Source organism: Paenibacillus tundrae (assembly GCF_030812775.1).
Classification (GTDB): domain Bacteria; phylum Bacillota; class Bacilli; order Paenibacillales; family Paenibacillaceae; genus Paenibacillus; species Paenibacillus tundrae_A.
In genome coordinates this window covers 384,987-409,753 of record NZ_JAUSTI010000003.1, presented here as the reverse complement: position 1 = coordinate 409,753, position 24,767 = coordinate 384,987, and the positions used below count along the sequence as shown (strand labels likewise).

Sequence of the window (24,767 nt, the reverse complement as noted above, 5' to 3'; positions counted from 1 at the left end):
GCCGTATGTGGTTAAATGTTGGGAATTGGATTGAAAGCAGCTAAAAGTAATGTAGCTTATTTGTGTACTTTTACACGCTCTTCAATCGGTTGGAATTCTTTCTCGCCTGGTGTAGCTGTTGGTTTACCAAATGGCATCTGAGCGATCAATCTCCAGTTCTCTGGAATGTTCCATTCTTGCTTAACTTTCTCATCAATCAGTGGATTGTAGTGTTGCAGAGAAGCGCCCAATCCTTCTTGTTCCAATGCTGTCCAGATTACCAGCTGCAACATACCGTTGGATTGGTTCGCCCAGATTGGGAAGTTATCCGCATAAGCTGCGAAGTTCTGTTGAAGTTGTGCGATTACGTTGTTGTCTTCGAAGAACAGAACCGTACCATAACCACTACGGAATCCTGCCATTTTCTCAGCTGTAGATTTGAATGCTTCTTCGTTACCTACAACCTCACGCAAAATTTCTTCTGTGTGATTCCACAATTTATCATGTTGCTCGCCCAGCAATACCACTGCGCGGGATGTTTGTGAGTTGAATGAAGTTGGCGTGTATTTCACCGCTTCTTCTACGATCTCTTGGATTTTAGCATCCGAGATAGTGGATTCTTTACTGATTCCATAATAAGATCTTCTGTTTTTCAACGCGTCAAAGAAAGTTGTAGACATTACATGTTCGCCTCCTAAATTTTTCATTCATCATGCTAACATTAGTAACTATAATATAGTAACAAACATTAGTCAATAAACTATTTTATTTTCACTAAATATACAAACTCTGTGATCCCTCATTACAATACAATGCATATTCTCGAAGCTATAACTTCCATCAAAACCTTACGATTTCCGATAATCTGCGCGGTATTTTTCCTCTGTGGACGAATTGCTCTTCGTCTGATCTTTACGTTTCTCTTCCTGCTTTTCCATATTCAGATCCTCCATCGGAATCGGATCTACCGTCTGTTCCTCTTCATATTTATCGAACAAACTTTCCTTCTCGGTAGCATACTGCTCTGGATGGTCTCTCGTGTATTTCTGTTTCGATGATGTAGTATCGCCCACTTTGTTGTTTTCCATTCCAAACGCCTCCTTCGAATCGAGATGCGGATCTTCTCTTTATCCTTTCTTTACCTTTTCTGCTTGTCTTCTAAACAAAAGGAATGGCGTATTGTTGCTAAGTATGAACTATCCGATATCACAAAAAGGCCGACCAACATATGCTGACCGACCTTAATCCAATGTAATGATTCAATTTTGAAAAATGACTTGTATCTTCTTTACAATCACTGATGTAGACGAGTGCGGTACAGATCCGGACCACAGCCAACACTTTGTTTAAAAATGCGACTGAAATGAGACAAGCGCTTGAACCCTGACAGACGCGCAGCTTCGGTTACACTAATGCCGGGTTGAAACTGAAATAACACCTTCGCCTGGTTGATCCGCCGGTCATACAGATACTTAAATATCGTACTGCCTGTCGTTTCCTTGAACAAACCCGCCATATATGGCTTCGATAAATGAAGCTCATTCGCCAGATCATCTAGACTAATATCATGCATATAATGCATGTCTACATATCGAATGATGTGTTGAACATGTCGTTCTTTATCCGAAGAAGGGCGATGCTCCTCCAGATTACCCTGACAGATGCCAGCAATAACATATAAGAGTTCGCATAATCGAAGGTTCAACCGTTCCTGTACGAAGGAGCTTGAATGCAATGAAAGTTGATGAAGCTGCAATAACAATTGTTCAAACTCTGCTCGAACTTCTCCTTTTAGATTAATACGGCAATTCCCTAATTCCTCAAACGGCTGAAGCGCTTCATCTATTCGATCTGGATGTAAATGGCTGCGAACTGCCGAGGGATCGAAGTGCAGCGTCGTTCGTTCATAGCGTTTACCCGCAATGGGATGGGGTCTGTGGAGCGTCATGCCATGCATTAGAACTAAGTCTCCCGGCGCTAGCACATAGACACGATCTCCAATGATGTACGTGCACTCCCCAGCATGAAAATAATAGATCTCATACTGAGCGTGCGCATGGAATCCATCCGACTTCCCCACGTTAAATAAACTGGTGGAGCGATAACTATATTCAAGCGGATTCGTAAATTGCATCATTCGTGGCATCAATAATACCTCCTGTTGGAGAGGTTTTGGTTCCTTACAGCGAACAGAAGCCATGAACACATATAATGAATACGTTACGTGTCATGGCCTCTATGGAACAGCATGTATTACAAACTAATGATAACGCACTCTGCCCCTTGTCCAGTTACAGAAGTTGCTCAATGCTAGTCTGGATATCAGCTATGGAATCAATCGGCTCAAAACGTTTAACAACACGTCCCTCGCTATCAATCAGGAATTTAGTGAAATTCCATTTAATCGCATCTCCATGTAGCCACTCTGGAGCCTTATCCGAAACCATTAGCTTCAGCAACTTCGCCTGCACATCTGTCTCATCAAAACCTGCAAATGGCCCCGACTTTTTGAGAAAGTCATACAATGGATGAGCCGCTTCACCATTCACGTCCATTTTGGAGAACATCGGGAACTTCACACCATAATTAATCTGACAGAAGGATTCTGCTTCTGCACTACTTCCCGGCTCTTGTTCTGCAAACTGATTGCAAGGAAAACCGATAATTTGTAAGCCCTGATCTTTATACTGATCAAACAGCTTCTGCATATCATCAAACTGATGGGTATACTTACATTTGCTTGCTGTATTTACGATCAACACAGGCTTACCCTCATATTGATAGAGCGGGAATCGTTCCCCACTCGTTTTGGTCACAGTAAAATCATAGATGGTTGGCATGTGTGTGGTGCACCTCACGATTGATAGTATATGTATGTTGGAATACAGTTTCATTATATATGAAACCCATTCACTTGTGTTGGTTAAATATCATATGGATACACCGTTAGCCTTTGTCGAAATTGCAGTTAACACGTATTTGTATATGATCTGGTTAATTCCTTATTGAGCGACTTCTATAATGTTCAACTGGATTCCTTGGCTCTGAGGTACCCGATAACAGTAAATCTAACAACCCATCGGGGACAAGTTTCGCTTGTACATGTGACGTAAGTGATGAGAGTTCATGGATCGATTTCCATACCGCTTTGAACGAAGTAACCCCTTCTACGCCTTGAATTTCGTTGGTGTTGTACAAACTTCGATCGACCAATTCAGCTTCATATATGAAATCAATTTCATGACCTACATCATCTAAGTATGCAAAAATATTCTCAATGACACACAGCAACTTTGGCTCTTCGATCTCCGCATCTATTTCTTCCTTTACTTCTCGGGTAATTGTATCTTTGCTGTTCTCACCATACTCTACGGTTCCGCCAATGGGCCTGTAGAAGGTTTGCTTAACAGCTGGATCAACGATTTCCTGAACTAAAATGAAATCCCCTTTACGAATTAGACATAGCGAGACTGTTCTAATCACCATGTCCATTCACCTCAAATGAATAGCTCAAAATGATGTCTCCATTGTCTTCAAACTCACTCGTTTCTTGAAATCCGCACCGCTTGTATAAGCGATTAGCTACTGAATTGTGAGGCACATGTGACACTCTAATTTGTCTACAATCCGTTCTATCTTTCAATTGATTAATAAGTTGCTTGATCGCACTTCTCCCATAACCCCGACCCTGATATTTTTCGTCAATCATCAGCCGCAAAATCCAGTAGTATCCATCTGAATACACTTCGTTGTCGAATAGGACAAACCCGACCATAAGATCATCTGCATAGATTCCGTGAGGTATCGAAGTAACCTCTTTTACCGCATGTACAAGTGAATCAGCGTTAGTAGCAACGAGTGATAATTGATCTTCTCGCGGTTTGAGGGCTATACAAGCTAATTCATTTTCTCGCGTAATACGTTGTAATGTGATACTGGGCGAGCCCATAACATTCACCTGTTCCTCTTTTATTAGATTTGTGTGCTACGAAGTACCTGCTGCTTCTTTCTTGGTCAACGTATAATAGAGTAGATTGTCAACAAGCTCATCATGTTTATGAAAATGCATCTTTTGCAGGAGTTTAATGGATCGAGCATTTTCTTGCTCCACCGTAGCCTCAATGTAATCAACTTTCATGTGGTCAAACCCAATTTTGACGATTTCAGTCAGCGCTTCATGCATTAGACCTTGACCCCAATAGGATGCAGTCAAATCGAAGCCAATTTCCGCTTTGGAAGGCTGCCCCTGATCCCAACAATGGAACCCACATGTGCCTACAAGTTCATGGTTAAGCTTAAGAAACAGACCATATCTACAACCTGAATCTGCGATATGAAATTGGATGATCTCTTCTGCTTCAGTAAGGCTCACACAAGGCTCGATATCCATGAATTGAGTGACCCTTTCATCCGAGAAATGTCGGAACACCGGTTGAGCGTCCGACATTGTCAGCTCTCTAAGAACTAATCGATCCGTTTCGATCATTGGAAAGTGAATAATTCGTAATCACTCCTTCGCATTTCTCATTCGAATCATCGAAAATTGTACATTCGACTTCAGCACTTTTTGTTTCAAAGGCATCAGTGAAGGCATAACTCTGAACTCGATGTCCTCTTTTAAAATTGCATCGATTAAATCATCCATGCGTTCCACAGCGATTGGTCGAACTGTACATTTCGAAGTGTAATACCCTGCATTTTCGTTTTCTAACTCAAAACGCTCATCCTCGAAAGTATATCTATAGATGTGTCCTTCGCGCACCCGATCATACCAATCCGATTCAATCGCAATCATACGTTGGGTAGAAGTTAAGCCAAATTCCCGAGCTAAAATGAGTTTTTCTGCATCTTCCTTAGACCATACACATACTCTGGGGCACTCTCTTGGGAAAAAATAATGTGCAGCATGATACGCATCAATCGTCCACACTTTCGCATTCGTCTGATTATACATCGTTCTTGGTTCAAATAATGTAATATCCGATTCTTCGCTAAAATGATAAAGCTTCATATTCATCTCCTTTCGTTCAAATACTCCTCTTGAAGTAAACCATAATATGCGAGATCCTCATACGCATCTCCCTTTCTAACATGTTGCCTTAAGCATCCTTCAAACTTCATGCCCAATTTCTCCATCACTTTACCTGAAGCTGGATTCTTACCTAGGTGACGAGCGTACACACGCTTTAACTTTAATTCGTCAAACGCATACGCCATCATGCCTCTGGCCGCTTCTGTACAATAACCATTATTCATAAATGGAACACCAATCCAATACGCCAGTTCACCGTGATTAAACTTAGTATGGAGCGCTATAGTTATTGCACCCATTAGATATGATTCCTCTTTGTGTACAATAGCTAATGTAACTGATTTTCCTTCAATATATTGATCATGATGTGTGTGAATCCATTCCTCTGCCATACCATTCTCATACGGATGAGGGATATAAAGTGTCATTTCCGCGATGTAAGGATCTCCTGCTAACTGTTGAACGGAATCTGCATCATGCAGTTGGAACGGACGTAATAACAGCCGCTCAAGTGTTACCGTGGGTAAGTTACGCATACCGGAACCTCCTAATCTATCATTTTTGCTTCATCATATATTGTTCATACAACAACTTATAATGCTTGAAGCTGGCAAAGGTGCTGCTTAAATGATCAATCTGATTCCAAAAATTCTCTTCATTAAAATGGGCTAAATCATCAATTAATGCATCGGCTAAGTTGTGATAAGCATTGCTGATATGGAAAATTTCCTGAGCCTGTTGACCTACATTTGTCGTTAATAATTGTTCTACCCCCTCTTCCGGTTCTGGTTGCCCGTCCCATACAATGGCTCCAGAAAGCTGCCTGATGTCCAGCAATGCTTGAAATAAAATACTCTTATATGCCTTTACTTTTAGATCATCCATGTGTAACTCCTTTACTGTCTTCTACGACTCTTTCGCTCCGAAGTATCTTATCTAATGCCTCACTATTCGTGACTCTCGTAACTTTATGACTGTAGAGACTCAACTTGGCTTCAAAAGCAGGCCTATTATGTTCAAAGTCACTTGTCCATGTATACATCATTTTTAGCATGGCTATATCCGATTTATAATCGCAATGCTCCAGACCTAGGCTTTGTTTGATATACCGAGTCAAAATTCGAATTTTCCGCTTCCATAGGGGAGGATCGAGAAATATAATCGTGTCTGCCATATCCAATAAACAGTTATATGACTCCCGGTGTACTCCTTCAAAAATCCAATCTCCGCTATGGTCTATATCGTTAATAACCTCAACTTGTTCCTCCGGCGTGCGTTTGTTTCTGCCATCTAACGTGTGATGATGAACAATGCTGTCTAATTCATGCCATGGGATACCGAGTTGAGTCGATAAACGTTTCGCCAGAGTTGTTTTGCCACTAGCTACAATGCCAATAATGAAGATTTTTCTCATATCCCGGTCACCCAACTTTCAGTCCAGTACAGTCCATTCTCCATCCATAAGACACACACATATTTGCAGTCTACAAAGTCATCACTCTTCATAAATATCCGTTCATTCCACCAAATATCCGACCTAACACATTTAAATAAATAAGGATACAGGATAGGATGATAGCCAAAGTTAGGATTAAAACTCTATTCTTACTACTCTTTGGAACGAGTAATAGTAATACAGCAACCATGATCAGATAGATTCCCATTAGAAATGGAATTAAATAGTAGTGTGTGTGAATAGGGAGATATGCGTAACGCAATTGATATCCCTCAGACAATATAACTGTGATCGGAAGAGAAGCAATAATGGTTGAAAATAAACCATGACCACGCCCATACCACATCAGATAGGCACATAGCGGAGCAATCAACATACAAATTCCCCAGAATAGCATTTCCCTTGCTGGAAAGAAGTGTAGGATCCATACGGTATAAACATAATACACCGTAAGCATAGAGCCGAAGAATGCAAATGCTTTAAGGGCTGCCACGCGAGGGGAATAGCTGAACACCGATAACAGCGTTGCTACGAATACCCATATGCTAAGACGTCCACCGATATTATCAAATATCGGATTGATTCCTGGTGCATCAACAAGCTTGGCTGCTATACCCATAATGACAGCCAACAGGATTGTGTACAGAATAGAAACGACTTTTTGCCTAGTTGTTGCTGGTTTCACTGCTCTAATTGGATTCAATAGACTGTTAATGAGTACTTCACCGCCTTCTTCCAACTCATTATCTTATTTGGTTGTCGTCACTGTTAGTCATGGAAATGCTTGATCACATTAGCCAGTGCGTTGTAAATCCCACTGAAGGTTTCAACCTCTAGATCGTAATGTCCTGTGAATGCAACATCCGTCTCTTCACCTTCATAAACAATGATTCGATGAGCATATCCATCTAGCCATACACTTTGGAAAGTCAGCTTGGCTGAAACTGCGAGACTGAGATTTACAAACCATTGGCGAATGGATAGAGATTGTTCAAACAATTGATCCACTTGCCATTTCTTTGCTGTAAAATGTACGACAATATTCTCTTCATCCTCTGCTATGAGTTCTTGATTATATTCGATTGGACTTAGCTGCACTTGGTGATTGGCATCGATGTATTTATAGACGAGTTCTTGGCGGAAACGTGGAATTACTCCTTGCGATATACCATACTCCCTTTCCCCATGACCGTCTTCCAGATATTTAAGTATGGTAGAGTCTACATCTACCTTCAATCCAAGTTGATTCTGTTCCTGATGCCAATAGCCATGCTGCTCAATATATTGATACAATTGGTTAACATGATCTTTGCTCATGACGACTGAATACTTCTTTTCAAACTTGTCATTGTTCTCTATATAGGAACGGAGCAGACCCGAGAGAAGAACACTAAACTCATCCATAATGCTGAGGTAGTTCTCCCTTTTCATGTAAAAGAAACCTTCACCCTTAAATTCCAACCATGTTTCAATGCCATTCAGATAGAAGATTCTATGTCCCTCAGATTCCATATCTAAGTAAGCAATTCGAGCATCGAGATGGTGACTCAAGGCGATAAACCATTTTTGTACCACCTTCGATTCTTCAAATAATAGACTCATATCCGATGTTGCTGCGGTGAAACTAACGATGAGCTCATTGCAGTTCGTATCCATCTTCTCCATAGAATAATAGATACAACCTATTTGGGCTTGGTGATCAGCATTGAAATCATGCTTAACCTCATCTTGATCATCCTTAGGCTTCCAACTGAACCCACCTTCTACATATTTCAGAACAGAAGAATCTACACTAAAATATATGGAAAAGCAATCTGTCCCATTTATAACTCCATGTTCACTGACATACTTCAGCAACTCTGCTTGCTGATTTTCTTGAATAACAAGCACATAACGATAGTCGAGTCCCATATTATACGTCGCCTTTCACTTGTTCTGCAGATGTGTTAAACACCATACCTTTACCTTCCCAATACTCTGTTCTCACATCCTCAACACGATAGTCACCATTCGTATATTCATGAATGACTCGTTTCCAGAAGTGCTGTGCAGCGTCATTATTTCCATGCTGAAGAACTTCCCAATTGCCCTTATGCGTATCAAAAACCAATCTAGCAACCTGTTGTCCTAATCCATTTCGACGGTACTTTCGCATAATAAAAAATTCAGCAATGGATCTAGCATTTTCCTGAACCAGATAGCAAACATCATTGACCAGTACAAAGCCTGCATATTGTCCATCGACTTTTACAAAATACGCTTGTCGCTTCTCTTCCGTCCAATAATGATCCAGATAGCTATACCCATAGAAGCCTTGTGCGTTCACATCAGCTCCATTAAATTCACTGAAATCGTATTCATATAATTCGATAAGTTGCCTTAGTATGGACTTCTCATCCTCTAAAACTTTGACGATCTGGGCGTAGTCTTTCATTACTTACCTTCTTTCTACTAAACATTATTTATATTTATCCTGCCATTGTTCTAACCAGGCACTATAAGATATTCCCGTGTGCTGCTCAAGCGTTTGGCCATCTATCGTATATACCCATCCATCGTTCATCTCACTGTGCGTCGGATAGCTGTACCCACCAATGATCCCCGTGGCTGAACTCATAACATAAACAGTTGTTTGTGGATTATCATAATCACTATTCTCATCTAGCGGATGACCCGACACTATGAACTTACTTGTGCTAATCTTCTCACCAACATACATTAAGGGATCTACATCCTGAACGCTCCAATATTGTACATAAGGCATCTTCACCAGTTGTTTCTTATGTAACATGTATTCATGAACAATGCCCTCATTATGAACAATCGCATACCCTCGATCAAGGACATATTGTTCAACCATAAGATCGTTTTCATTTGTTATCGAGGTACTACATCCAATTAATGGTAACAACAGAACGAGAATAACCATCCTTTGGTATATATTCATGGAGTCGCCTCCCTTTCCCATTTGAAACGATTGCCTCAATAATCCAACATTGATAACGTGACTTACCAGTTCGTCTATGGAATCAATAATTATTCTCTGTCTCTTATGACTCTACCTACTTTCTCACCAACACACTTCATTGGAATTTATATTTTAGAACTTATTCAATACCTTACGTTCTGCCTGCGTCAGTTAGGCAATTAAACAACTCAAGTAATAATTGAAATAGATCTTCTTCAAATTCAGTTCGAGAATGCGCTTCTAAACATAATCGTCCCCTCACATTCTCCTAATATCCAGCTCATTCATCATTCAATGATTACTGCTATATCTCATTCAATATCTCTTCTAGAGCAAACCAGTTATCACTCACCCACATTAATTCATGGGCGAATCTCCGTAAGGTTCGATATTCTTCCGACTTAATACTTAACCAGGCTGCTTCCTTCCACCACGTCAACTGGATAGATCGAATAAGTTTTGCCACAGTTAACGGACTACTCTCACGATATCCCATCACAAATGCCTTTGTTGATTCTAAGTTGATGTTATTCTCTAATATCGCGCCAGATAGAATAGCTCTCGAAATATCAAACTCCGGATAGATATAGTGCATTCGATCAAAATCCAAAATGGCAGACACCTGATTGGAATGGAACAAAATATTATCTACAAATAGATCCCAATGAACCCAACCCTCTTCACACGATTGAAACGTATTGAGGTTAAATCCATCTATAATTTCCCGCTGTGTCTCTAATGCAGAAATGTACTTATCCGCCCCTACAGTATAAGCATCATTCCAGTTCTTCTCCCAAGTCGCTAACGTGGATGCCTTAGACTCTGGTTGCCAATGCAAAGGGTAATTGGACGGAGCGTTCAGACGTAGCCATTGATGCAGCCTACCTGTAATTTGACCTAAATGATACATTTGATCTACATTTACCTCTCCTGGGTTTACCATATAACCATCACAATAACTTGTGACCATGAATCGTTCACCAGATGGAGTTCGTTGAATATAACGACCTTGATCAGAGAAAATCTTAGGACACGGAATGCCGATTTGATGTAATCTATCTTGTAATCCTAATGCCGTTTCAACGGAGTGCAACAAATGATCTGAATATCGTACTGCGTTATATTGCTTCACAAAGCGTATTCCTGCATCCGTATGTAACTTCCATTTGAGATTGGCGTATCCAAAATGATTAGGTTCTGCACGATACGTAGTCCAGCCATAAACCTTTTCAATCTGCGCTATTATTTCATTTAAGATATCATCTGATGACTTTAGTTCCATGACCATACCACCTACCAATCTACATATGTCTCAATTCGTCCGTAGTGCCTGTCAGTTCTGACCATCGAGCTGCAAGAAATTTCGCATAATTTAACGAGCTGATCCCATACGATCCTAGAGAATGCCCATCGTTTATCTCGACCAGTTTCATATGTCCATCTTGATCTATACCAAAATCCATTCCATAGGCAGCAGGTGCATCCACAAAATCTTCAACCGCACGTTGCACCACACTTACATCTAATGTGGAATCCCATGCACCCTTGTACTGTCTAATATCAAGAATTTGTCCGTATCGGATAAAACAACGCCACTCTGTTTTGAAATCCACAATCTCCGAACACCAAATGGTCGTATCTTCGTTTTCTTCAACAAGTCCTATAAAATCTTTGTATTCTCTCACTACTTTTCCAGCAAACTTTTTCGTTGTATCCTTGGGTTTAATAAATACATTCCAATTCTGAGGATTGGCAAAAATATCTTGAATGGTTGTTTTCCATATTTTCCGACCATAATACTGGGATAAAGACGGTGGATAATCAATTTCTCCTTGCTTTCTCTCGATTCCCAATAACTCAAGACGTTTTCTAACATTACCAATTCCACCTACAACAACATGTTCTGGATTCTTCTCATCAAGCTCTTGGATATCATTGAACTTAACAATCTCCCATCCCAATGAAGCAAAGCCTTCATATGCAGTAAATGCATTCACATTGTAGAACATGCCATCCTGATTGACCTGTATATATGCTCTCATCCTTGTCACGTCCTTCATGTTGTTCATTTTCCTATTCCTTATGGAGCCTTCTTCCAACATGTTCTCTCAAACCAGTTACCGATAGATTGGTTAAAATACCTATATGTTTTATATTCTGTATGCCTACTTCATAATTCATCAATTCGATTTGTTTTACGAGAATGCTAACTCCATCATCCTCAGAACTAATCAGGTTATCTCCAACCTTCAGTATTGAACTGTTGTTCAAAATTCTACCCGCAATCACACCACCTTTACCTTGTACTTCAAAAACATCTTCAACCTCGATTATAAACATCGCCTGCTCCAGTCTGTTGATATGACCTTTTAATCCATTATTCTCTTGTATAGATCAGCGCTCCTCCAGATCCCAGAATAACTAGCTTTTTTCCAGAAGGGGAAAAACCACATTTAATCGATCCATCCAGTCGATTCAAATCTATCATCGTTGCACCCTCTAGATAGTTATAGTTAGGTCGAAATACATTTTCTATAATGACTGATGCTAGAGGCCACCACGGATAGATCACTTCCACACTCCAACCATCATGAGTGACGCGATTCCCATCGCCGGAATCGAATCCAAAAATAGGAACGGATTCGTCATTATATGGGATACGGAATGTTAACTGATCTGGACTCATACTTTCATAGGTGTTGTTGGCATCTCGATCCCTATGGATGGTTAGACCTGTATCAGAATCATTCAAGCTGTAGCCTGAACTACTAATAAGCACAAGATTCTCATCTGAGTTCCAACCGCAAGCTATACAACCTGCCGCAGGGATCACCACTTCATGACGCCAAGGTTCTGGCGGTTTAGCAGGTATCATTTCCTGTGCTCGATGTAACAGATTCAATTGAGAATCACTGCGTTTTTCTTGATTGCTATTCGATGGAAAGTTCATAACTAACTCCTTCATTCAATTCTTTACATCATTCTAAACTCATTACCGTACCAAACGAAATTTTCATGTTTGGTGCATACATCAACCAAGAATCTGGATTGAAAACGGTGGAGAAGGCGAGTTCAGCCTCATATTGTCGCTTGGCTTCATCCGAACTTAATCCTCTAGCTATCAGATTATCGACGTTCTGCTTTGCATCACCAGGGTTCTGACCTATGCCTTCTTCCTTCAGGGAATAATATAATTTATTTTTCTGCGCTACATCCATATTCTGATCCAGGAAGTTGACCTTATCACTGATTCGACATTCCACATGTTTCAATCCCAATTGACTCATTAAGATAGGCAGCCGCATCCCGATATTGCCATCCTTCCCCGTACGTTTCAGATCCTCCTCGAACAGTTTCTGTAACTCTCCTAATCGAACGACTTCGCTTTGTTGCATGTTTTCAACATAATAATTGGCCATGCCACCGATCCAATGAGGTTCAAAACAAATCACTTTCCCGTCAGATATCACACTCTCCTTCATCTTCTGAAGGATGTGCTTCGCATTATGCATATGAAGTAAAAATGCATGGCTCACTGCCATGTCATATTTTCTTTTCATAACAGCTGTCTCCAGATCACACACATAGAACTGAGTATTATATTGGAGTTTTGAATATATCTCCCGAGCCTCTTTAATCAACCCTTCCCCTTTATCAATCCCCGTGTAGGTTGAGCCCTCAGGCAACAAAGGAAGCAGTTTAAGACCTAAATATCCGAACCCACAACCATAATCGATCATATTCACCGGCTTTGTGATTTTCCAGACAGACTGCACTAGAAATTGTAAATAATCATCGTTATAATACAGCCCCCGTGTATTTCTGAGGTACTCTATTTGCTTGTCCCAATAATATTCAGTCAACATGTCTCAGCTCCCTTTGATATACTCGGATCAATTAACTACTAGTTATCGCAATCAATTCTTTATTCATCTTTAGGATGGATTGATAATGCTCCTGAACTTCTTGGGACTTGAAGTACTCTGCGCTTTGAATTAAATAATCTGATAACGCCTCTTGATCACTACCCGTTTTGTTATCATAGCTGCGATTGCGGATTGATTCGAGTTGCCCCGTAATTTCTTCAATAATTCGTACTCCACGATATAATTCATTATCCAGTCCTTCTAGGTCGATATATCGCCCACTTGCATCCGATACAATCCATTCTTGCTGCATACCTAAGCACTCAAAAAACAATGAAAAATCGACATACATACTAAATATACTATTCTCCCTTAGACTACTAACTTCATTATAATTTGCGTAAGAACTGATCGGACCGTACAGTAGTGTTAATTCACGGTGCATCACACTTAAGTGTTGCAAATCCCTGGACACGATATTGCTGGATCCGCCCTGATCACCAATGTATAACCTGTTGTTAGATATTGCGTAGGCTAAATTTTCTTGAAGCGCTCTCACCCTATATTGTGAGTTAAAATAACTCAAGGCAATTTCAATGGCTAACTCATATTTCTCATGTGTTTTAGCTCGGTCATACTGATATACGTTCAATGTGCCGGATAGTAGGAATAGAAGTACAACGATGATGAAGAGCTTACCTTTTCTCATATTTTTCACCTCTATACTAGAACGCTTAAACGACTGTAATTGTCACCATATTTTATGAATTAAGATCTTTTTTCATATAATAGTGTGTGTAGCCTCCTGCATTTTCAAGCTTGCCATACACCTCGTAGCCTTCTTTTTTATAAAAATCCAAGGCTTGAAAGCTTAATGTGTCTACTTTGATGAAATCACATTTTTTCTCCAGAGCAATCTTCTCTACTTCTTGAATCAGTTTCCTCCCATACCCCTGGCCTCTTAGGCTAGGTTCGACAAATAAATAATGAATTTCAAGCCAGTTCCAGCACGTCTCACCCAGGATTCCACCACATACTTGACCTTCTTCATCTTGAAGAAATAGGTGTATCTCTTGATATCTACCTTTGATCTCATCTGGAAAGTGCTGCATGTTATAATAGAACACATGGTCTCTCACATATTTTTTCATTTCATCATTGTTCACATTGGTTATATGTAACGTCATAGTTGTTCTCCTTTTCTCCCCTAGTGTAATAGACAGTTCGATAATCTTCATTCCCACTGGTTACTCTAGTATGATTTCATTTTCTATCGTAAGATAAATATCCTCAGAATGTAGCTTTCCGTCATTATCATTCCATGTGACCCTAAGAAACGTACTCGCATAATTCTGTCGATCCTTCTTCAGCTCATCATACGCATAATCACTAGTTACATAGCCTATATTCTTAAGATTATCATTATTGAGAATCGTAATAGAACCATCGTGAGAGGTGGCTACATGCGAAATAACCTTACCATAATTACCGTCAGGATCTTTTTCTTGAACATCTAATTTATAATAGTTGCTATCTGCGATACTTCTTGGATCACCTTTAAACGTTAAGCTTGCATGACCTCGTTGGATCTGATTCGGTGTGATAATAATTTTATAGTCTGAAACGTCCCACAGATCTCCTGTTCCATTCAATTTATATATTTGTACAGCTTTGTTTGCTATATTACTTGAAACATGGTTGGGTTGGTCATCTACCTTATTGAAGTACAGCCAGCCCCAAACGACATTAGACGCAATAATTACACTGAGTAATCCAATGATTGTTCTTTTCATCTTCCACTCCTCGAATGTATTCATTTCTCCTTCCAAGCGCTACTTATCCCCGGATAAATTTTCATTGGTAGCTTTGATGAATTGATCTTCTTGTATTTCTACAGCTATATATTCCGCTGTCTCTACACCCTTGACCTTATATAATTTCGTGCCTACTGGATATTTGTTGGAGAAGCCATCTTCATATGAACCCTCTTTGTCAGAGTACTGTCTCACATGTCCGATATCATGATCGATTTCGTCTTTTGTTAGTGGTTCATTGGTAATGTTATACGTGTGATTGTTCCACACAACAAACGAATACGCCCAGCTAGAAATAGAACCGGTACTATCATCCATTGCTCGGCACCCAGAAATTACGATGATGGCGAGAAAGAGTGCAATACAGATACTCTGCCATTTTTTAATGGCTCTCATCATCTTTTTCCCCTTTCCAATTCGTGATCTATATGCCGTAAAATCCAAGAATGAGCTTGTATTTCTTCTTATCTTTCTTTGCTAACTTCATGCCTTCTCTCGTATCCATGATGAACACGCGTTTACCGAACCATACTCGGATATATATTGATTTTAGTTGGAAAGGCGAATAGATTCCCTTAATTTCCGTTTCAGTTCCATCTTCATGCTCCAACTCAGTTCGAATAAACCAAGTATTGCCGAAACCAATTTCAATGTATTTCTTCAACCTGGTTCTCCTTTACTTGCTCAGCTCTGTTGGCTATACCACTTTCTAAGCTGGTTAATATGAGCTTGATGATATCGGCTAAGATCATATAACATTCGGTCACCTCTGTTCTTACATTTTATGAGTAATATACGGGCTCTACTTGATATAACGTACGCTCAATGATCGAGCAAAGATCGCCATCGGTCTCATAAAATTTAATGCGGAAATATAAACTTTTTAAAAAGTTCTTTATATTATTTTTCTGCCTGAAGGCAGGAAGAAACTCTGAACTTTTTTCCACCGTACCAAACCGTTGAATCCACTCTTCTAGCTCCGTCCGACTAAGGATTCTACGATTTAAAATTTGAATGATGGGTCTGATCATACGTTCATCTTCCCCATCAGAGTAGACTCGATCTGTTATCGTCATCTTTTCATAAATTAGATCAAGCATCGTGGACAGATCCTTTTTGTCCAGTTCAGGGCACTGTGCCAAATCATCCAAAGCATCTGCTGCATGAGCTATGGCGTGGGCCCAGCCTTTGTCTTCATCGTAACCACGATAGTCTCGCTCTTGTTGTACGTTGTAGAATACGTTCTCTTTTATCTGATGGATCTGCTCACTCGAGAGAAACGGTGATTCATTATGTCTCGCCATTAAAAGTGGGATAACGAGCATAGAGAATGATCTTGTAAACACAGAATCTGAGTTCGATTCACCCAGCCTATATAGCAAATGGTTATGATCCAGGACAATGGATAGAAGTTGCTCTAACTCGTTTACAGCTAGTATGTTGCCAGGGATCCAATGTGATAACGTTGTATAAATGAGATCATCTCGTAATTCGGCATCCAATGAACCGATCTGGCTGATCATTTCTTGTACCAATAGGAAGGCATCTGGAGGTGCTTCGTAATCATTTTTCTTAATCAAGATTAACTTTTCTTTTAAATTCATTGGCTATACTCCTACTGAAATTGTATTGTGGACTGTTATTTAGAATCTGCTAACTTTAGAAATTCAAATATGTTGAGCTTGTATTCATCCCACTTATATCCTTTGTTCTGTATGATGAGTTTGGGAATATCCCAACGTTGAACGATATTACAAACGAAATCTTGATTTTTCGTCCAAAACTTCCCTGCTTCTACAAAATCATCATCGGTATAGAGTCCACAGCGGCCTTGCGTAAACTCAGGTTCACGAACATCACATATCCATCTCCAATGTTGCTCTACATTGTCTTGATATACATAGATAAGTTCAGGGTTAAGAGCGCTATGTATATTTTGAATCCTCTGGGTCAGATCCATTATTCGATCTTCGCTCATTTGCATGTTGTATGCGAAGCCAATTGTATTTTGAAAAATGCTGCTCTCTACAATTGTAATCTGATTACGATGAATTGGATTATTGACAAATTCAGTAAACAGCTGCTCCACTTTTGCAATAAACCATTCTGCCTCTTCTACAATAGAAAATGAAGTGAATTGCCGGTCGTAAATGCGAAGTGGGTGGTGGTCATCTAATTCATGGTAAAATACACTAGCCATCTTTAGCTCATTCAATTGTTCATGTATAGCAAGACCTGTTGTGGATTTACCCGAACCAGGCATCCCATCAATGAGAATCAATCTACTGTTCATTTCTTCCCTCCTCATGTTCAACGTTTCAAGAGATTACCCTTTCATAGACGCATCATTATGTACCTATGATTCAATCGCTGGGATGTACATCGTCTGTACCTCCAACTCACCTTGAACAAAGCCGAGATTGTAGTACAAAGACTCCGCATCATTACCCTCCATCACATACAATCTCAGTACTGGATAATGATCTTTAATAACCGACAAGGCTCGTTGCAACATACGTGTAGCAATGCCTCTTCCTCGGTATGTAGGAATAACACCAACACTGTAAACAGCCGCTTGATTATCTTGCAAACAAAGCCGACAATTCGCAATAAGCTGACCTGTTTCTTGATCGTACACAAGGGTAGACGCTTGATTTAATATCTCGTTTGTATAATTAGGATCTTCATGCGGTACAAAATCTTCAAGCAAGAACTTCTTTCTCCTTACTGCCTCTAGGCTCCCTTCAAAGCTATTAAAATCACAATTTGCAATTTCATCTTCTTTACTAAATTTCTTGGCCCCCTGCTGATTGTCAATAATCAGTGGGCGTTCAATGCTAAAATTATGATCCCATACGATGTTGTACTGTTCCGTGGGACGTTGCATCCATCGACACCTGAATTCATCTGGCCAAAACCCAGCTCTAGCGTATAAATCAACCTGATCAGAAAGAATCTCATACGTTTTAATTGGTTTAGTCCGATCAGACCAACTCATTAAGAGTTGTTTGAGAAGACTCAATACTTCAAATGAATCCTGGAACGGGGGAATATAAAATAAATGATACATAACATTAGGCGCTATTCTTACTCCACCTACTCTTGACTCTCCTCGATAGATCCAGTAAGCATTTCGTTGAGAAGAGTTAAAGCCCTCTTCCCTAAAAAAACCGATATAACGCATGTTATAATAAACGGAGCAATACTTGCCCCACTCTTCAGGATCCGCTAATTGAATAGCGTATTCACTTGATAAAGCGTATTCAGGAATATCCGCAGACCATTCTGTATATTGCATAAGTCATTCCTCCCTGGCATCCAAGCAAATGAACGCGTAAACTAAATCATTTTCCACTTCCAGTCTCTTCATTTCACTTTGGCAAATATGCATGTATCTCGAAGTGTACTTCCATCTACACTTGTATCATCATTTCGCAATATACCTTCTAATGTGAAGCCTAACCTCTCTGGGATGGCTCTACTCTTGTTATTCAATGTGTCACATCGTATGAGTACTCTTCTCGCCTTCAATTCATTGAATGCAAATTCTGTAATGCCTTCTACCGCCTCAGTCATGTAACCTTTCCCACTGTGACGACTATCGATCCAGTAACCTATTTCGAATTTGGGGACATCCCAATTTGGATGATGCAACCCCGATGATCCGATAAATTCATTCGTCTCTCTATGAAAAATAAGCAATCTAAGGTCTTCCCTCTTTAAATAGTTTAACCGAGCTTCTCTCAGATTCGCTTCCACCACTTCTTCTCGTTGCTCCTTATGAGCAAAAGGAAGCCATTCTCTCAACTCCTGAATAGAAAAAACGATCGATTCATAGACAACCTTTCCATCCCCAGGTAGAGGGCATCTAATTAACAAACGTTCGGTAGTAAATTGGTCTGGGAACTCCATTAAGATTGGATTCAAACAATCAACTCCTTCATTTCTAAATAGCTTTGTTGAAATACAACCTCTTCCATAGAATGAACTCGATGATTCAGTCCTGATATCAAGCTAACTCTATGATTAATGCAATAATCCGGATCCAAGTAAATGTAGAGGAGTTAGTCTCATATGAATTGTCTTGTACCGGTGAATAATTCGTGATTTTTCAACTCCAGTCATCAAAATGCTTTTCAAGAAATCGTATTTCTTCCTCATAATGAGCTAGATGGCCTTCTTCAACGAGCTTAACAAAAGCTGGATCTCCAGATGCTGCGCGAGAAGTCAGTGTATTACACATTGTGCGGATGCGCTGTACAACCCACTTCTTAAGATCTGTTGGTATATCTATACCATAGGTATCAAAAAATAACATAATTCTTCTTTTCCGCATAAGAGCATGCTCTGTTGGATTATAGGGAAGCACGATGTGATCAGCCTCACCTGGCGAGAACCTCGCAAGTGGAACAGAAGTGTAGAGTGTATAAACGATATCCCATATCCGCGGCCCTTTGCCCGCCATATCAAAATCAATGATTCCCATAGGAAGCTTGTCTCGAAACACCATATTATAGGGTGCAGCGTCGTTATGGCAGACAACCTCATGTTGGCTTGGATCAGGATAATCATTCTGAGACTTCAGTGACGTTGTAAACCCGACAGTTGCATCATGGTAGCTCCTCAGAAGCTTCGCTTGTTGCATTAAAACTTCGTCTGACCACATAACCCTTTCGATCTCAGGATACTGGTTACCGGGAACTACGCCCTCAAGATAAGAAAAAATCTCTCTTCCCTGTTCATCTACACCTAGATATCTAGGGACAGTAGGCAACCCAACCTTTTCAAGATGCACCAGTAATGCATTCACGTATGCATTTTGTGAGTTACGGCGAACGGTGCCCCCGATTTTGATTACTTCGTTCACGTTACCACCCGCAAGCACCTCTTCATGATCCGTCAAGACTATCCCTCCTTGCCATTAACAGGGCTCTCATACATTCCAGTTTCATATTGATTTTTATATTTATGTTATTATAAACCTAATTTTTCCTGTAGCACATATATTAATAGAATTACCGTCCATTTTGTTGAAAAAGAAAATAACGCCGTCAACACTGACGACGCTCCTTGGTACTTTATGATCCGCTCTATTCGCTTCTTATGCGTTCTTAAAATTGGCTGTTACGTCGCAATCTCGTGTTGGATCTCCTTAATGCTTCCTATAAAATTAACGCGCTCGACACGGTATAGATCATAGATCTTCTCTGTTCGATTAATCGTATGATAAACATCCGAATATATTTCATTCGCCAGCTTCACGTAAGGTAATTTCTCTATCGCCTTTCTCGAACGAATATTTTGCTCACGAATCTTAATGAATACCGTCTCTATATGATGTTCAAGAAACAGTTCAACCAGGAAAGATTCTTTCGCTCTTTGGTTATATCCTTTTCCAAAATACGGACTACCAATCCATGTGGCTAAGAAACCCGTTCTATTCACGATATGATATAGATCAATCGTACCAATCGGAGATCCCGTTTCATTCAGAATGGTTCTCGAAATAGAGGTGTTTTGTTCTTCTTCAGCAATCAACTGTTTTGTTACAAACAAGTATTCTTCATAAGTCTGACATGCATAACGAACGTAAGGAAACACCATAGGATCTGTCATCAAGCTATAAAGTGAATGGCATTCGTGTAAGTCACGTTTTTTCAACATTTTTTCTACCACCTAGTCCTTTTCATTCGCTATATTCAAGCAAACTAAGTATATCCAAGGTGGTGTAGAATTTAATGAATTCTGGATCATGCTTATGTAAAATTTATCATTAAAATATTGTTCACTCTTCTTCTATAATAATATCCTCACAACGAATAATGCATTGGGGATCTCCTGCACCAGAAAAAAGTATATGCACTTCATATCCACGACCTGTACGATACAATTCGTCATAAATCCAGTAACTGCCTACGATTTGTCCCTCTTGTTTAATGGTTTCCGCAGCAACAAGCGTAATTTTATTGAAATCGGTGAATCCACTCCGCGTTTCAAGTCGAATGATCATGTCCTTACCAAAGAGTATTTCAGTCACTTGGCAATCGTGAAAACCGAATCGACTCCGAATATGTTGGGGGATATCCTCCGACTGCTGCATCTGAACATACTCATTAGATATATGCTCCATTTTTCTTTTGTTTTCATTACTTAATTTCTTCAACTCTCTCATAACCTCTTGGGTACAGTAACCTAGCGAAAATACGCGAATATCTGCGATCTTAGCAAGAAGCTCGCTCGGTAATTGGTTACCTTTATCTGCACAACTCCATTCTAGATTGTCTTTGAATTCTTGTTTACAGTTCACCACATCAAACGGAGGGCCTGCATCATATTCAGCAATTTTTTTCTGTATTTCCTCTTTTTCGTCGTCAGGCATATGATAAATTATCGTATCTTCTTGACGGATATCCCCACTGACAAATTGTTCTACAGGAATCATAACCGCCCCGTCACCTTCCAGCATATAGCGAGGATCTACATTATAAACGTCACGATGCAAATTAATAAATTCCTTTTCTTTTGTAAAGTCGCAAATAAAGAACTTCATCTCGAATCTGAGCTCCCCTATGTACTCTCATCCCAAAATGAAGGTGTGTCTGCTGGCAGAGATCGTACCATTCTCTCGTTAAATACCTCATGCATTCTCCCTTCGTCAATATAATACGTATTTTAGAAAATCCATTATTGATATAAAATCCGTTCTCCTCGCAAAAAAGGTTTGCAGCGTTCGGAACACAATATCGGCATTCGTTCACGCATCCAATCATGCATTTTCTCGTTCCCGAACTGAAAAACATAGAACCCGATGATCGCTGCAAGCATAAAACCTTCCAACTGCAACAACTCATTCTCCGAGCAACCCTTTCCACCATAATACGCCTCAAGAAAAGCATCACGGCGATCTGAAGGTAGCATCAGAGCCCCCATTGCCACATCTGTCTGTGCGTATCCCTTTCCATAGAACCCGAAGTCGATAAACCGCAAGTCGCCATTCGCCGTCAAGATCGCATTCCCCAAGCCTACATCGCCGTGAATGAGATCTGGCCCTTCATTCCCACCTTCATCCGATAAACGAGAGTTTATCAATCGTAACGTATCATCAATAATTACTGCATCGCCAAATGTAAAAAGACCTTGGGGAACACCTGAATAGATCAACTGTGCCATTCGTTCGTTGTAAGCTTTCCCCTGACTCGGTCGTGCTTCCATGCCGACTGGACTATACTGACCAAAAAAGGAATGCAACTCCGACATATGCGTACCCAGTTTCTTGATAACTTCTGCATCTTGTGTATCTTCCTTAGTCAGATCACGACCTTCTACCCAAGTAAGGAGCGATGCATTCAATCTGTATCCATCTCCTTCAAGAGTCGTGACAAGTTGGCCGCTTTGGTTCCGCACTGGCTTCTGCACTTCATTCTGGTACCATTGACCCCATTGCTCCAACATATCCAGTTCCGCCAAAACACCTGCTTCAGTGTGCTGTAATCCTTTCATCTCCTGCACAAAGGGATCATGAATACGAAGTAAGTACTGCTTGCCAGCGCTGTCCTGAACCCGGTAAGTCTTATTTTCGTTATGTCTCAGAAACGTTGGTTCGGGCTGATCCACATCGTAAGCATTTAGCAGAAGCATTAGCTGTTCATTGGTCATCTCCATCACGCTCCTTTTTGATTGTAATGAATTCGAATTTCTCGTAAAGGTGAATTGCTCTTTGGTTAAATGCTGCGAATGTTAAGCGATAAGAACTCTGGTCAGATTATTAGTAAGAAATGCTTCGCTATTAATCATTTCGAGCTATATTTCGAATGATTAATTCAATGGAGGATTGCGTGGAGTTCCAATCTATATGAGAATGTCCAGTAAATAAACTCGCAAGATAGGCGCATTGATGAAACAGAAGTTCCAATCCCAGTTGCGAAGCATTGATGACCCCGATATCTTGATCTGTCTTAACCCTCAATTGTTCTTCGTACTTCCATTGCTCCCAAGTGTCCCACATTGAATCATCATGACCATTTTCTAAGGTTAGACGGTATAATTCTGTTTTGGTAAATTGAGTAGAAGCCTTGATTTTTCTTAAATCCTTCATTGTGAGTGGATGGATAGCTCCATTGAAAATAAATAAATCCATGTTCGATTCTAAAAATATAACATCGCGAGTTTGCATGCTATGCCTAAAAAGACTCGATAGGAGAAACATCTCTTGGCAGTCAGCCGCATCCATTAACAATACCCGGCCCAATTCTTCTCTAATTTCAATATGAATGTCTTTTTGCTGTAACACAACGATGGTTATTTCTTTCGATTTCATCCGTACCTTTGCTCGTTCCACCTGATAGGATAGTAACATGTTATACACTCCAAACATTTGGAACTTTCCCACGGTTCCCTATTTAAATACAGTTATCTTAATTGTATATCCGCAACAGTTGATTCACATTTCGTTGAAACTCATAACCTGTGTTCTGGATTTCATAATTCCACCCGGCTTCTTCGATCAAGTTGATGATAGAGTCCAAATGTACTGATCTCTCACTTGCTAAATCCATAATAGGAAAAACTCGAATTTCTTTGCGTGTTACTCTCATAAGTTCTCGTATGGTCGCTTGGTGAAAACTCAGGTCTAGTCGGTCAGAATACATAAACAAGAAATGCGCGGACAATGTGATATCAAACTGGTTATTCTGAAATGGTAGCTGTGGCAACGTTGCGGCAAGATAACGGTTAGGATTTGCAAACATATCATCGGTGCAATCTGTCAAAGCTCTCATCCGACTTGATCTCAGCTCATCAACTGTTTTGAAATAATTCCAAACATAATTTTGTTTTACCTTTTGAATGTTCTCAATGCCATGTTCTACATCTAACAGCCCTTTGTTCTTAAGCTGCTGAACCGGATAAGAGTATGCAATATCAGCAGCTGTCACATCTCCTCCTAACTGATTCGCTATAGAGGTAAAGGAGCAAGCGCCAGCAGGACAATCTAGTATTTTGTTATTCAGCATATCCTCGTTAGAGAGATTAAATATATCTTTATATTCTTCAAAAGTTCTTCCAATAAAAATGATACGATCTAGATCAAGTCCGATGCCTGAGGAAGCCATAGCTGATCAACTCACTTTCAAGTGATATGATGAATTTCATAAATTCACCAATTATTTAATACCCACTCTTTAATCTTTTTTGCTACTTCTTCAGGTGTAATTTCACTTGTGTTGATTGTTGGCATTGGAGGCGTAAAAGCTGCACTTGCATTCTGCACCAACCAATTGGCAAAATTCTTATGTTCCTGGACAGCTTCATCACCCCAGCCTCGCGCTAACAATCTTGCTGCACGTGTTTCGTCATCGCAATGTAAGTTAATGTAGTGAATCGTCTCAAACTTATCCTTATGGTCAGCAGATTGAATGTTTTCTGGAACCATTGTTCCACACAAAATGGTACCGCGGCCACTTAATGAAATACTATAAGCAATTCTTAGCCAATTTGCTTTCGCAATTTGCCAGTCAACATTGTCGATAATGTCCATATCAAATACATCAAATTCAGGAAGGCTCTCACGTACCAGTGCGCTAACCGTGGATTTGCCCGTTCCACTGGCACCTGTAACTACAAATAAAGGCAACTTACTCATATAACTTCATCC

At 40.0% G+C, this 24,767-nt stretch carries 36 protein-coding genes; all 36 read right to left on the bottom strand.

Going from position 1 to position 24,767, the window contains the following annotated elements; all coding sequences use genetic code 11:
• Window positions 1-56: 56 nt before the first annotated feature.
• Complete coding sequence (locus tag J2T19_RS07785; RefSeq protein ID WP_128101566.1) at window positions 57-659, bottom strand: nitroreductase family protein; 603 nt, start codon at window positions 657-659, stop codon at window positions 57-59.
• Window positions 660-827: 168 nt separating this feature from the next.
• Window positions 828-1,067, bottom strand: a complete 240-nt coding sequence (locus J2T19_RS07780; RefSeq protein ID WP_145048276.1) for a YczO family protein — start codon at window positions 1,065-1,067, stop codon at window positions 828-830.
• A 206-nt stretch (window positions 1,068-1,273) separates the two neighbouring features.
• The gene (locus J2T19_RS07775; protein WP_307214401.1) at window positions 1,274-2,125 is read right to left on the bottom strand and encodes an AraC family transcriptional regulator; all 852 of its coding nucleotides are present in this window, start codon (window positions 2,123-2,125) and stop codon (window positions 1,274-1,276) included.
• Window positions 2,126-2,270: 145 nt separating this feature from the next.
• A complete protein-coding gene (locus J2T19_RS07770) occupies window positions 2,271-2,819 on the bottom strand; it encodes a glutathione peroxidase (RefSeq protein ID WP_239289332.1) in 549 nt (182 codons plus the stop codon).
• A 154-nt stretch (window positions 2,820-2,973) separates the two neighbouring features.
• A complete protein-coding gene (locus tag J2T19_RS07765) occupies window positions 2,974-3,465 on the bottom strand; it encodes an NUDIX hydrolase (protein WP_307214398.1) in 492 nt (163 codons plus the stop codon).
• Window positions 3,455-3,928 carry a GNAT family N-acetyltransferase gene (locus J2T19_RS07760; protein ID WP_307214396.1) on the bottom strand — a complete coding sequence of 158 codons (474 nt, stop codon included), beginning with the start codon at window positions 3,926-3,928 and terminating at the stop codon, window positions 3,455-3,457. Before J2T19_RS07760 ends, J2T19_RS07765 begins: the two co-directional genes overlap by 11 nt.
• Before the next feature lie 36 nt (window positions 3,929-3,964).
• A complete protein-coding gene (locus J2T19_RS07755; protein WP_307214394.1) occupies window positions 3,965-4,465 on the bottom strand; it encodes a GNAT family N-acetyltransferase in 501 nt (166 codons plus the stop codon).
• A 21-nt stretch (window positions 4,466-4,486) separates the two neighbouring features.
• Complete coding sequence (locus tag J2T19_RS07750; protein ID WP_307214392.1) at window positions 4,487-4,990, bottom strand: DUF6886 family protein; 504 nt, start codon at window positions 4,988-4,990, stop codon at window positions 4,487-4,489.
• Window positions 4,991-4,992: 2 nt separating this feature from the next.
• The gene (locus tag J2T19_RS07745; protein ID WP_307214390.1) at window positions 4,993-5,547 is read right to left on the bottom strand and encodes a GNAT family N-acetyltransferase; all 555 of its coding nucleotides are present in this window, start codon (window positions 5,545-5,547) and stop codon (window positions 4,993-4,995) included.
• Window positions 5,548-5,566: 19 nt separating this feature from the next.
• Entirely contained in the window at window positions 5,567-5,896 is a 330-nt protein-coding gene (locus J2T19_RS07740) for a hypothetical protein (RefSeq protein WP_307214388.1), read from the bottom strand.
• Entirely contained in the window at window positions 5,889-6,425 is a 537-nt protein-coding gene (locus tag J2T19_RS07735; RefSeq protein WP_307214386.1) for a P-loop NTPase family protein, read from the bottom strand. Before J2T19_RS07735 ends, J2T19_RS07740 begins: the two co-directional genes overlap by 8 nt.
• Before the next feature lie 88 nt (window positions 6,426-6,513).
• Entirely contained in the window at window positions 6,514-7,170 is a 657-nt protein-coding gene (locus J2T19_RS07730; protein ID WP_307214383.1) for a hypothetical protein, read from the bottom strand.
• A gap of 65 nt (window positions 7,171-7,235) precedes the next feature.
• Complete coding sequence (locus J2T19_RS07725; protein ID WP_307214381.1) at window positions 7,236-8,378, bottom strand: hypothetical protein; 1,143 nt, start codon at window positions 8,376-8,378, stop codon at window positions 7,236-7,238.
• Window position 8,379: 1 nt separating this feature from the next.
• On the bottom strand, window positions 8,380-8,901 hold the full coding sequence (locus J2T19_RS07720) for a GNAT family N-acetyltransferase (RefSeq protein WP_307214379.1): 522 nt from the start codon (window positions 8,899-8,901) through the stop codon (window positions 8,380-8,382).
• Between the two features lie 24 nt (window positions 8,902-8,925).
• Window positions 8,926-9,414 carry a hypothetical protein gene (locus J2T19_RS07715; RefSeq protein WP_307214378.1) on the bottom strand — a complete coding sequence of 163 codons (489 nt, stop codon included), beginning with the start codon at window positions 9,412-9,414 and terminating at the stop codon, window positions 8,926-8,928.
• 325 nt (window positions 9,415-9,739) lie between these two features.
• Window positions 9,740-10,717 carry a phosphotransferase gene (locus J2T19_RS07710; RefSeq protein WP_307214376.1) on the bottom strand — a complete coding sequence of 326 codons (978 nt, stop codon included), beginning with the start codon at window positions 10,715-10,717 and terminating at the stop codon, window positions 9,740-9,742.
• A gap of 19 nt (window positions 10,718-10,736) precedes the next feature.
• The gene (locus J2T19_RS07705) at window positions 10,737-11,477 is read right to left on the bottom strand and encodes an ATP-grasp domain-containing protein (protein WP_307214374.1); all 741 of its coding nucleotides are present in this window, start codon (window positions 11,475-11,477) and stop codon (window positions 10,737-10,739) included.
• Window positions 11,478-11,508: 31 nt separating this feature from the next.
• Entirely contained in the window at window positions 11,509-11,775 is a 267-nt protein-coding gene (locus tag J2T19_RS07700; RefSeq protein WP_307214372.1) for a hypothetical protein, read from the bottom strand.
• 37 nt (window positions 11,776-11,812) lie between these two features.
• Window positions 11,813-12,385: a hypothetical protein gene (locus J2T19_RS07695; protein WP_307214370.1), complete on the bottom strand. Its 573-nt coding sequence runs from the start codon at window positions 12,383-12,385 to the stop codon at window positions 11,813-11,815.
• Window positions 12,386-12,413: 28 nt separating this feature from the next.
• Window positions 12,414-13,298: a methyltransferase domain-containing protein gene (locus tag J2T19_RS07690; protein ID WP_307214594.1), complete on the bottom strand. Its 885-nt coding sequence runs from the start codon at window positions 13,296-13,298 to the stop codon at window positions 12,414-12,416.
• A 34-nt stretch (window positions 13,299-13,332) separates the two neighbouring features.
• The gene (locus tag J2T19_RS07685; RefSeq protein ID WP_307214368.1) at window positions 13,333-14,010 is read right to left on the bottom strand and encodes a hypothetical protein; all 678 of its coding nucleotides are present in this window, start codon (window positions 14,008-14,010) and stop codon (window positions 13,333-13,335) included.
• A 52-nt stretch (window positions 14,011-14,062) separates the two neighbouring features.
• Window positions 14,063-14,488 (bottom strand): GNAT family N-acetyltransferase, encoded by a 426-nt coding sequence (locus J2T19_RS07680; protein WP_307214366.1) that lies wholly within the window; start codon window positions 14,486-14,488, stop codon window positions 14,063-14,065.
• 60 nt (window positions 14,489-14,548) lie between these two features.
• Window positions 14,549-15,094, bottom strand: a complete 546-nt coding sequence (locus J2T19_RS07675; protein WP_307214364.1) for a hypothetical protein — start codon at window positions 15,092-15,094, stop codon at window positions 14,549-14,551.
• A 39-nt stretch (window positions 15,095-15,133) separates the two neighbouring features.
• Complete coding sequence (locus J2T19_RS07670; protein WP_307214361.1) at window positions 15,134-15,511, bottom strand: hypothetical protein; 378 nt, start codon at window positions 15,509-15,511, stop codon at window positions 15,134-15,136.
• A gap of 28 nt (window positions 15,512-15,539) precedes the next feature.
• Window positions 15,540-15,779, bottom strand: a complete 240-nt coding sequence (locus J2T19_RS07665; RefSeq protein ID WP_307214359.1) for a DUF3977 family protein — start codon at window positions 15,777-15,779, stop codon at window positions 15,540-15,542.
• A 118-nt stretch (window positions 15,780-15,897) separates the two neighbouring features.
• Window positions 15,898-16,719 (bottom strand): DUF2785 domain-containing protein, encoded by an 822-nt coding sequence (locus J2T19_RS07660; RefSeq protein ID WP_307214357.1) that lies wholly within the window; start codon window positions 16,717-16,719, stop codon window positions 15,898-15,900.
• A 35-nt stretch (window positions 16,720-16,754) separates the two neighbouring features.
• Window positions 16,755-17,408, bottom strand: coding sequence for a P-loop NTPase family protein (locus J2T19_RS07655; protein ID WP_307214355.1), 654 nt, complete (start codon window positions 17,406-17,408; stop codon window positions 16,755-16,757).
• Window positions 17,409-17,471: 63 nt separating this feature from the next.
• Complete coding sequence (locus tag J2T19_RS07650; RefSeq protein WP_307214353.1) at window positions 17,472-18,413, bottom strand: GNAT family N-acetyltransferase; 942 nt, start codon at window positions 18,411-18,413, stop codon at window positions 17,472-17,474.
• Between the two features lie 68 nt (window positions 18,414-18,481).
• Window positions 18,482-19,027, bottom strand: a complete 546-nt coding sequence (locus J2T19_RS07645) for a GNAT family N-acetyltransferase (protein ID WP_370874839.1) — start codon at window positions 19,025-19,027, stop codon at window positions 18,482-18,484.
• A 199-nt stretch (window positions 19,028-19,226) separates the two neighbouring features.
• Window positions 19,227-20,018, bottom strand: coding sequence for a phosphotransferase (locus J2T19_RS07640; RefSeq protein ID WP_307214349.1), 792 nt, complete (start codon window positions 20,016-20,018; stop codon window positions 19,227-19,229).
• A gap of 221 nt (window positions 20,019-20,239) precedes the next feature.
• Complete coding sequence (locus J2T19_RS07635) at window positions 20,240-20,779, bottom strand: GNAT family N-acetyltransferase (protein ID WP_307214347.1); 540 nt, start codon at window positions 20,777-20,779, stop codon at window positions 20,240-20,242.
• A gap of 121 nt (window positions 20,780-20,900) precedes the next feature.
• Complete coding sequence (locus J2T19_RS07630) at window positions 20,901-21,665, bottom strand: DUF4085 family protein (RefSeq protein ID WP_307214346.1); 765 nt, start codon at window positions 21,663-21,665, stop codon at window positions 20,901-20,903.
• A 134-nt stretch (window positions 21,666-21,799) separates the two neighbouring features.
• Window positions 21,800-22,771 (bottom strand): phosphotransferase enzyme family protein, encoded by a 972-nt coding sequence (locus J2T19_RS07625; protein WP_307214345.1) that lies wholly within the window; start codon window positions 22,769-22,771, stop codon window positions 21,800-21,802.
• Between the two features lie 130 nt (window positions 22,772-22,901).
• The gene (locus J2T19_RS07620) at window positions 22,902-23,471 is read right to left on the bottom strand and encodes a hypothetical protein (protein ID WP_307214344.1); all 570 of its coding nucleotides are present in this window, start codon (window positions 23,469-23,471) and stop codon (window positions 22,902-22,904) included.
• Window positions 23,472-23,529: 58 nt separating this feature from the next.
• Window positions 23,530-24,225: a class I SAM-dependent methyltransferase gene (locus tag J2T19_RS07615; protein WP_307214343.1), complete on the bottom strand. Its 696-nt coding sequence runs from the start codon at window positions 24,223-24,225 to the stop codon at window positions 23,530-23,532.
• Window positions 24,226-24,269: 44 nt separating this feature from the next.
• Window positions 24,270-24,755, bottom strand: coding sequence for an ATP-binding protein (locus J2T19_RS07610; protein ID WP_307214342.1), 486 nt, complete (start codon window positions 24,753-24,755; stop codon window positions 24,270-24,272).
• Window positions 24,756-24,767: the final 12 nt, after the last annotated feature.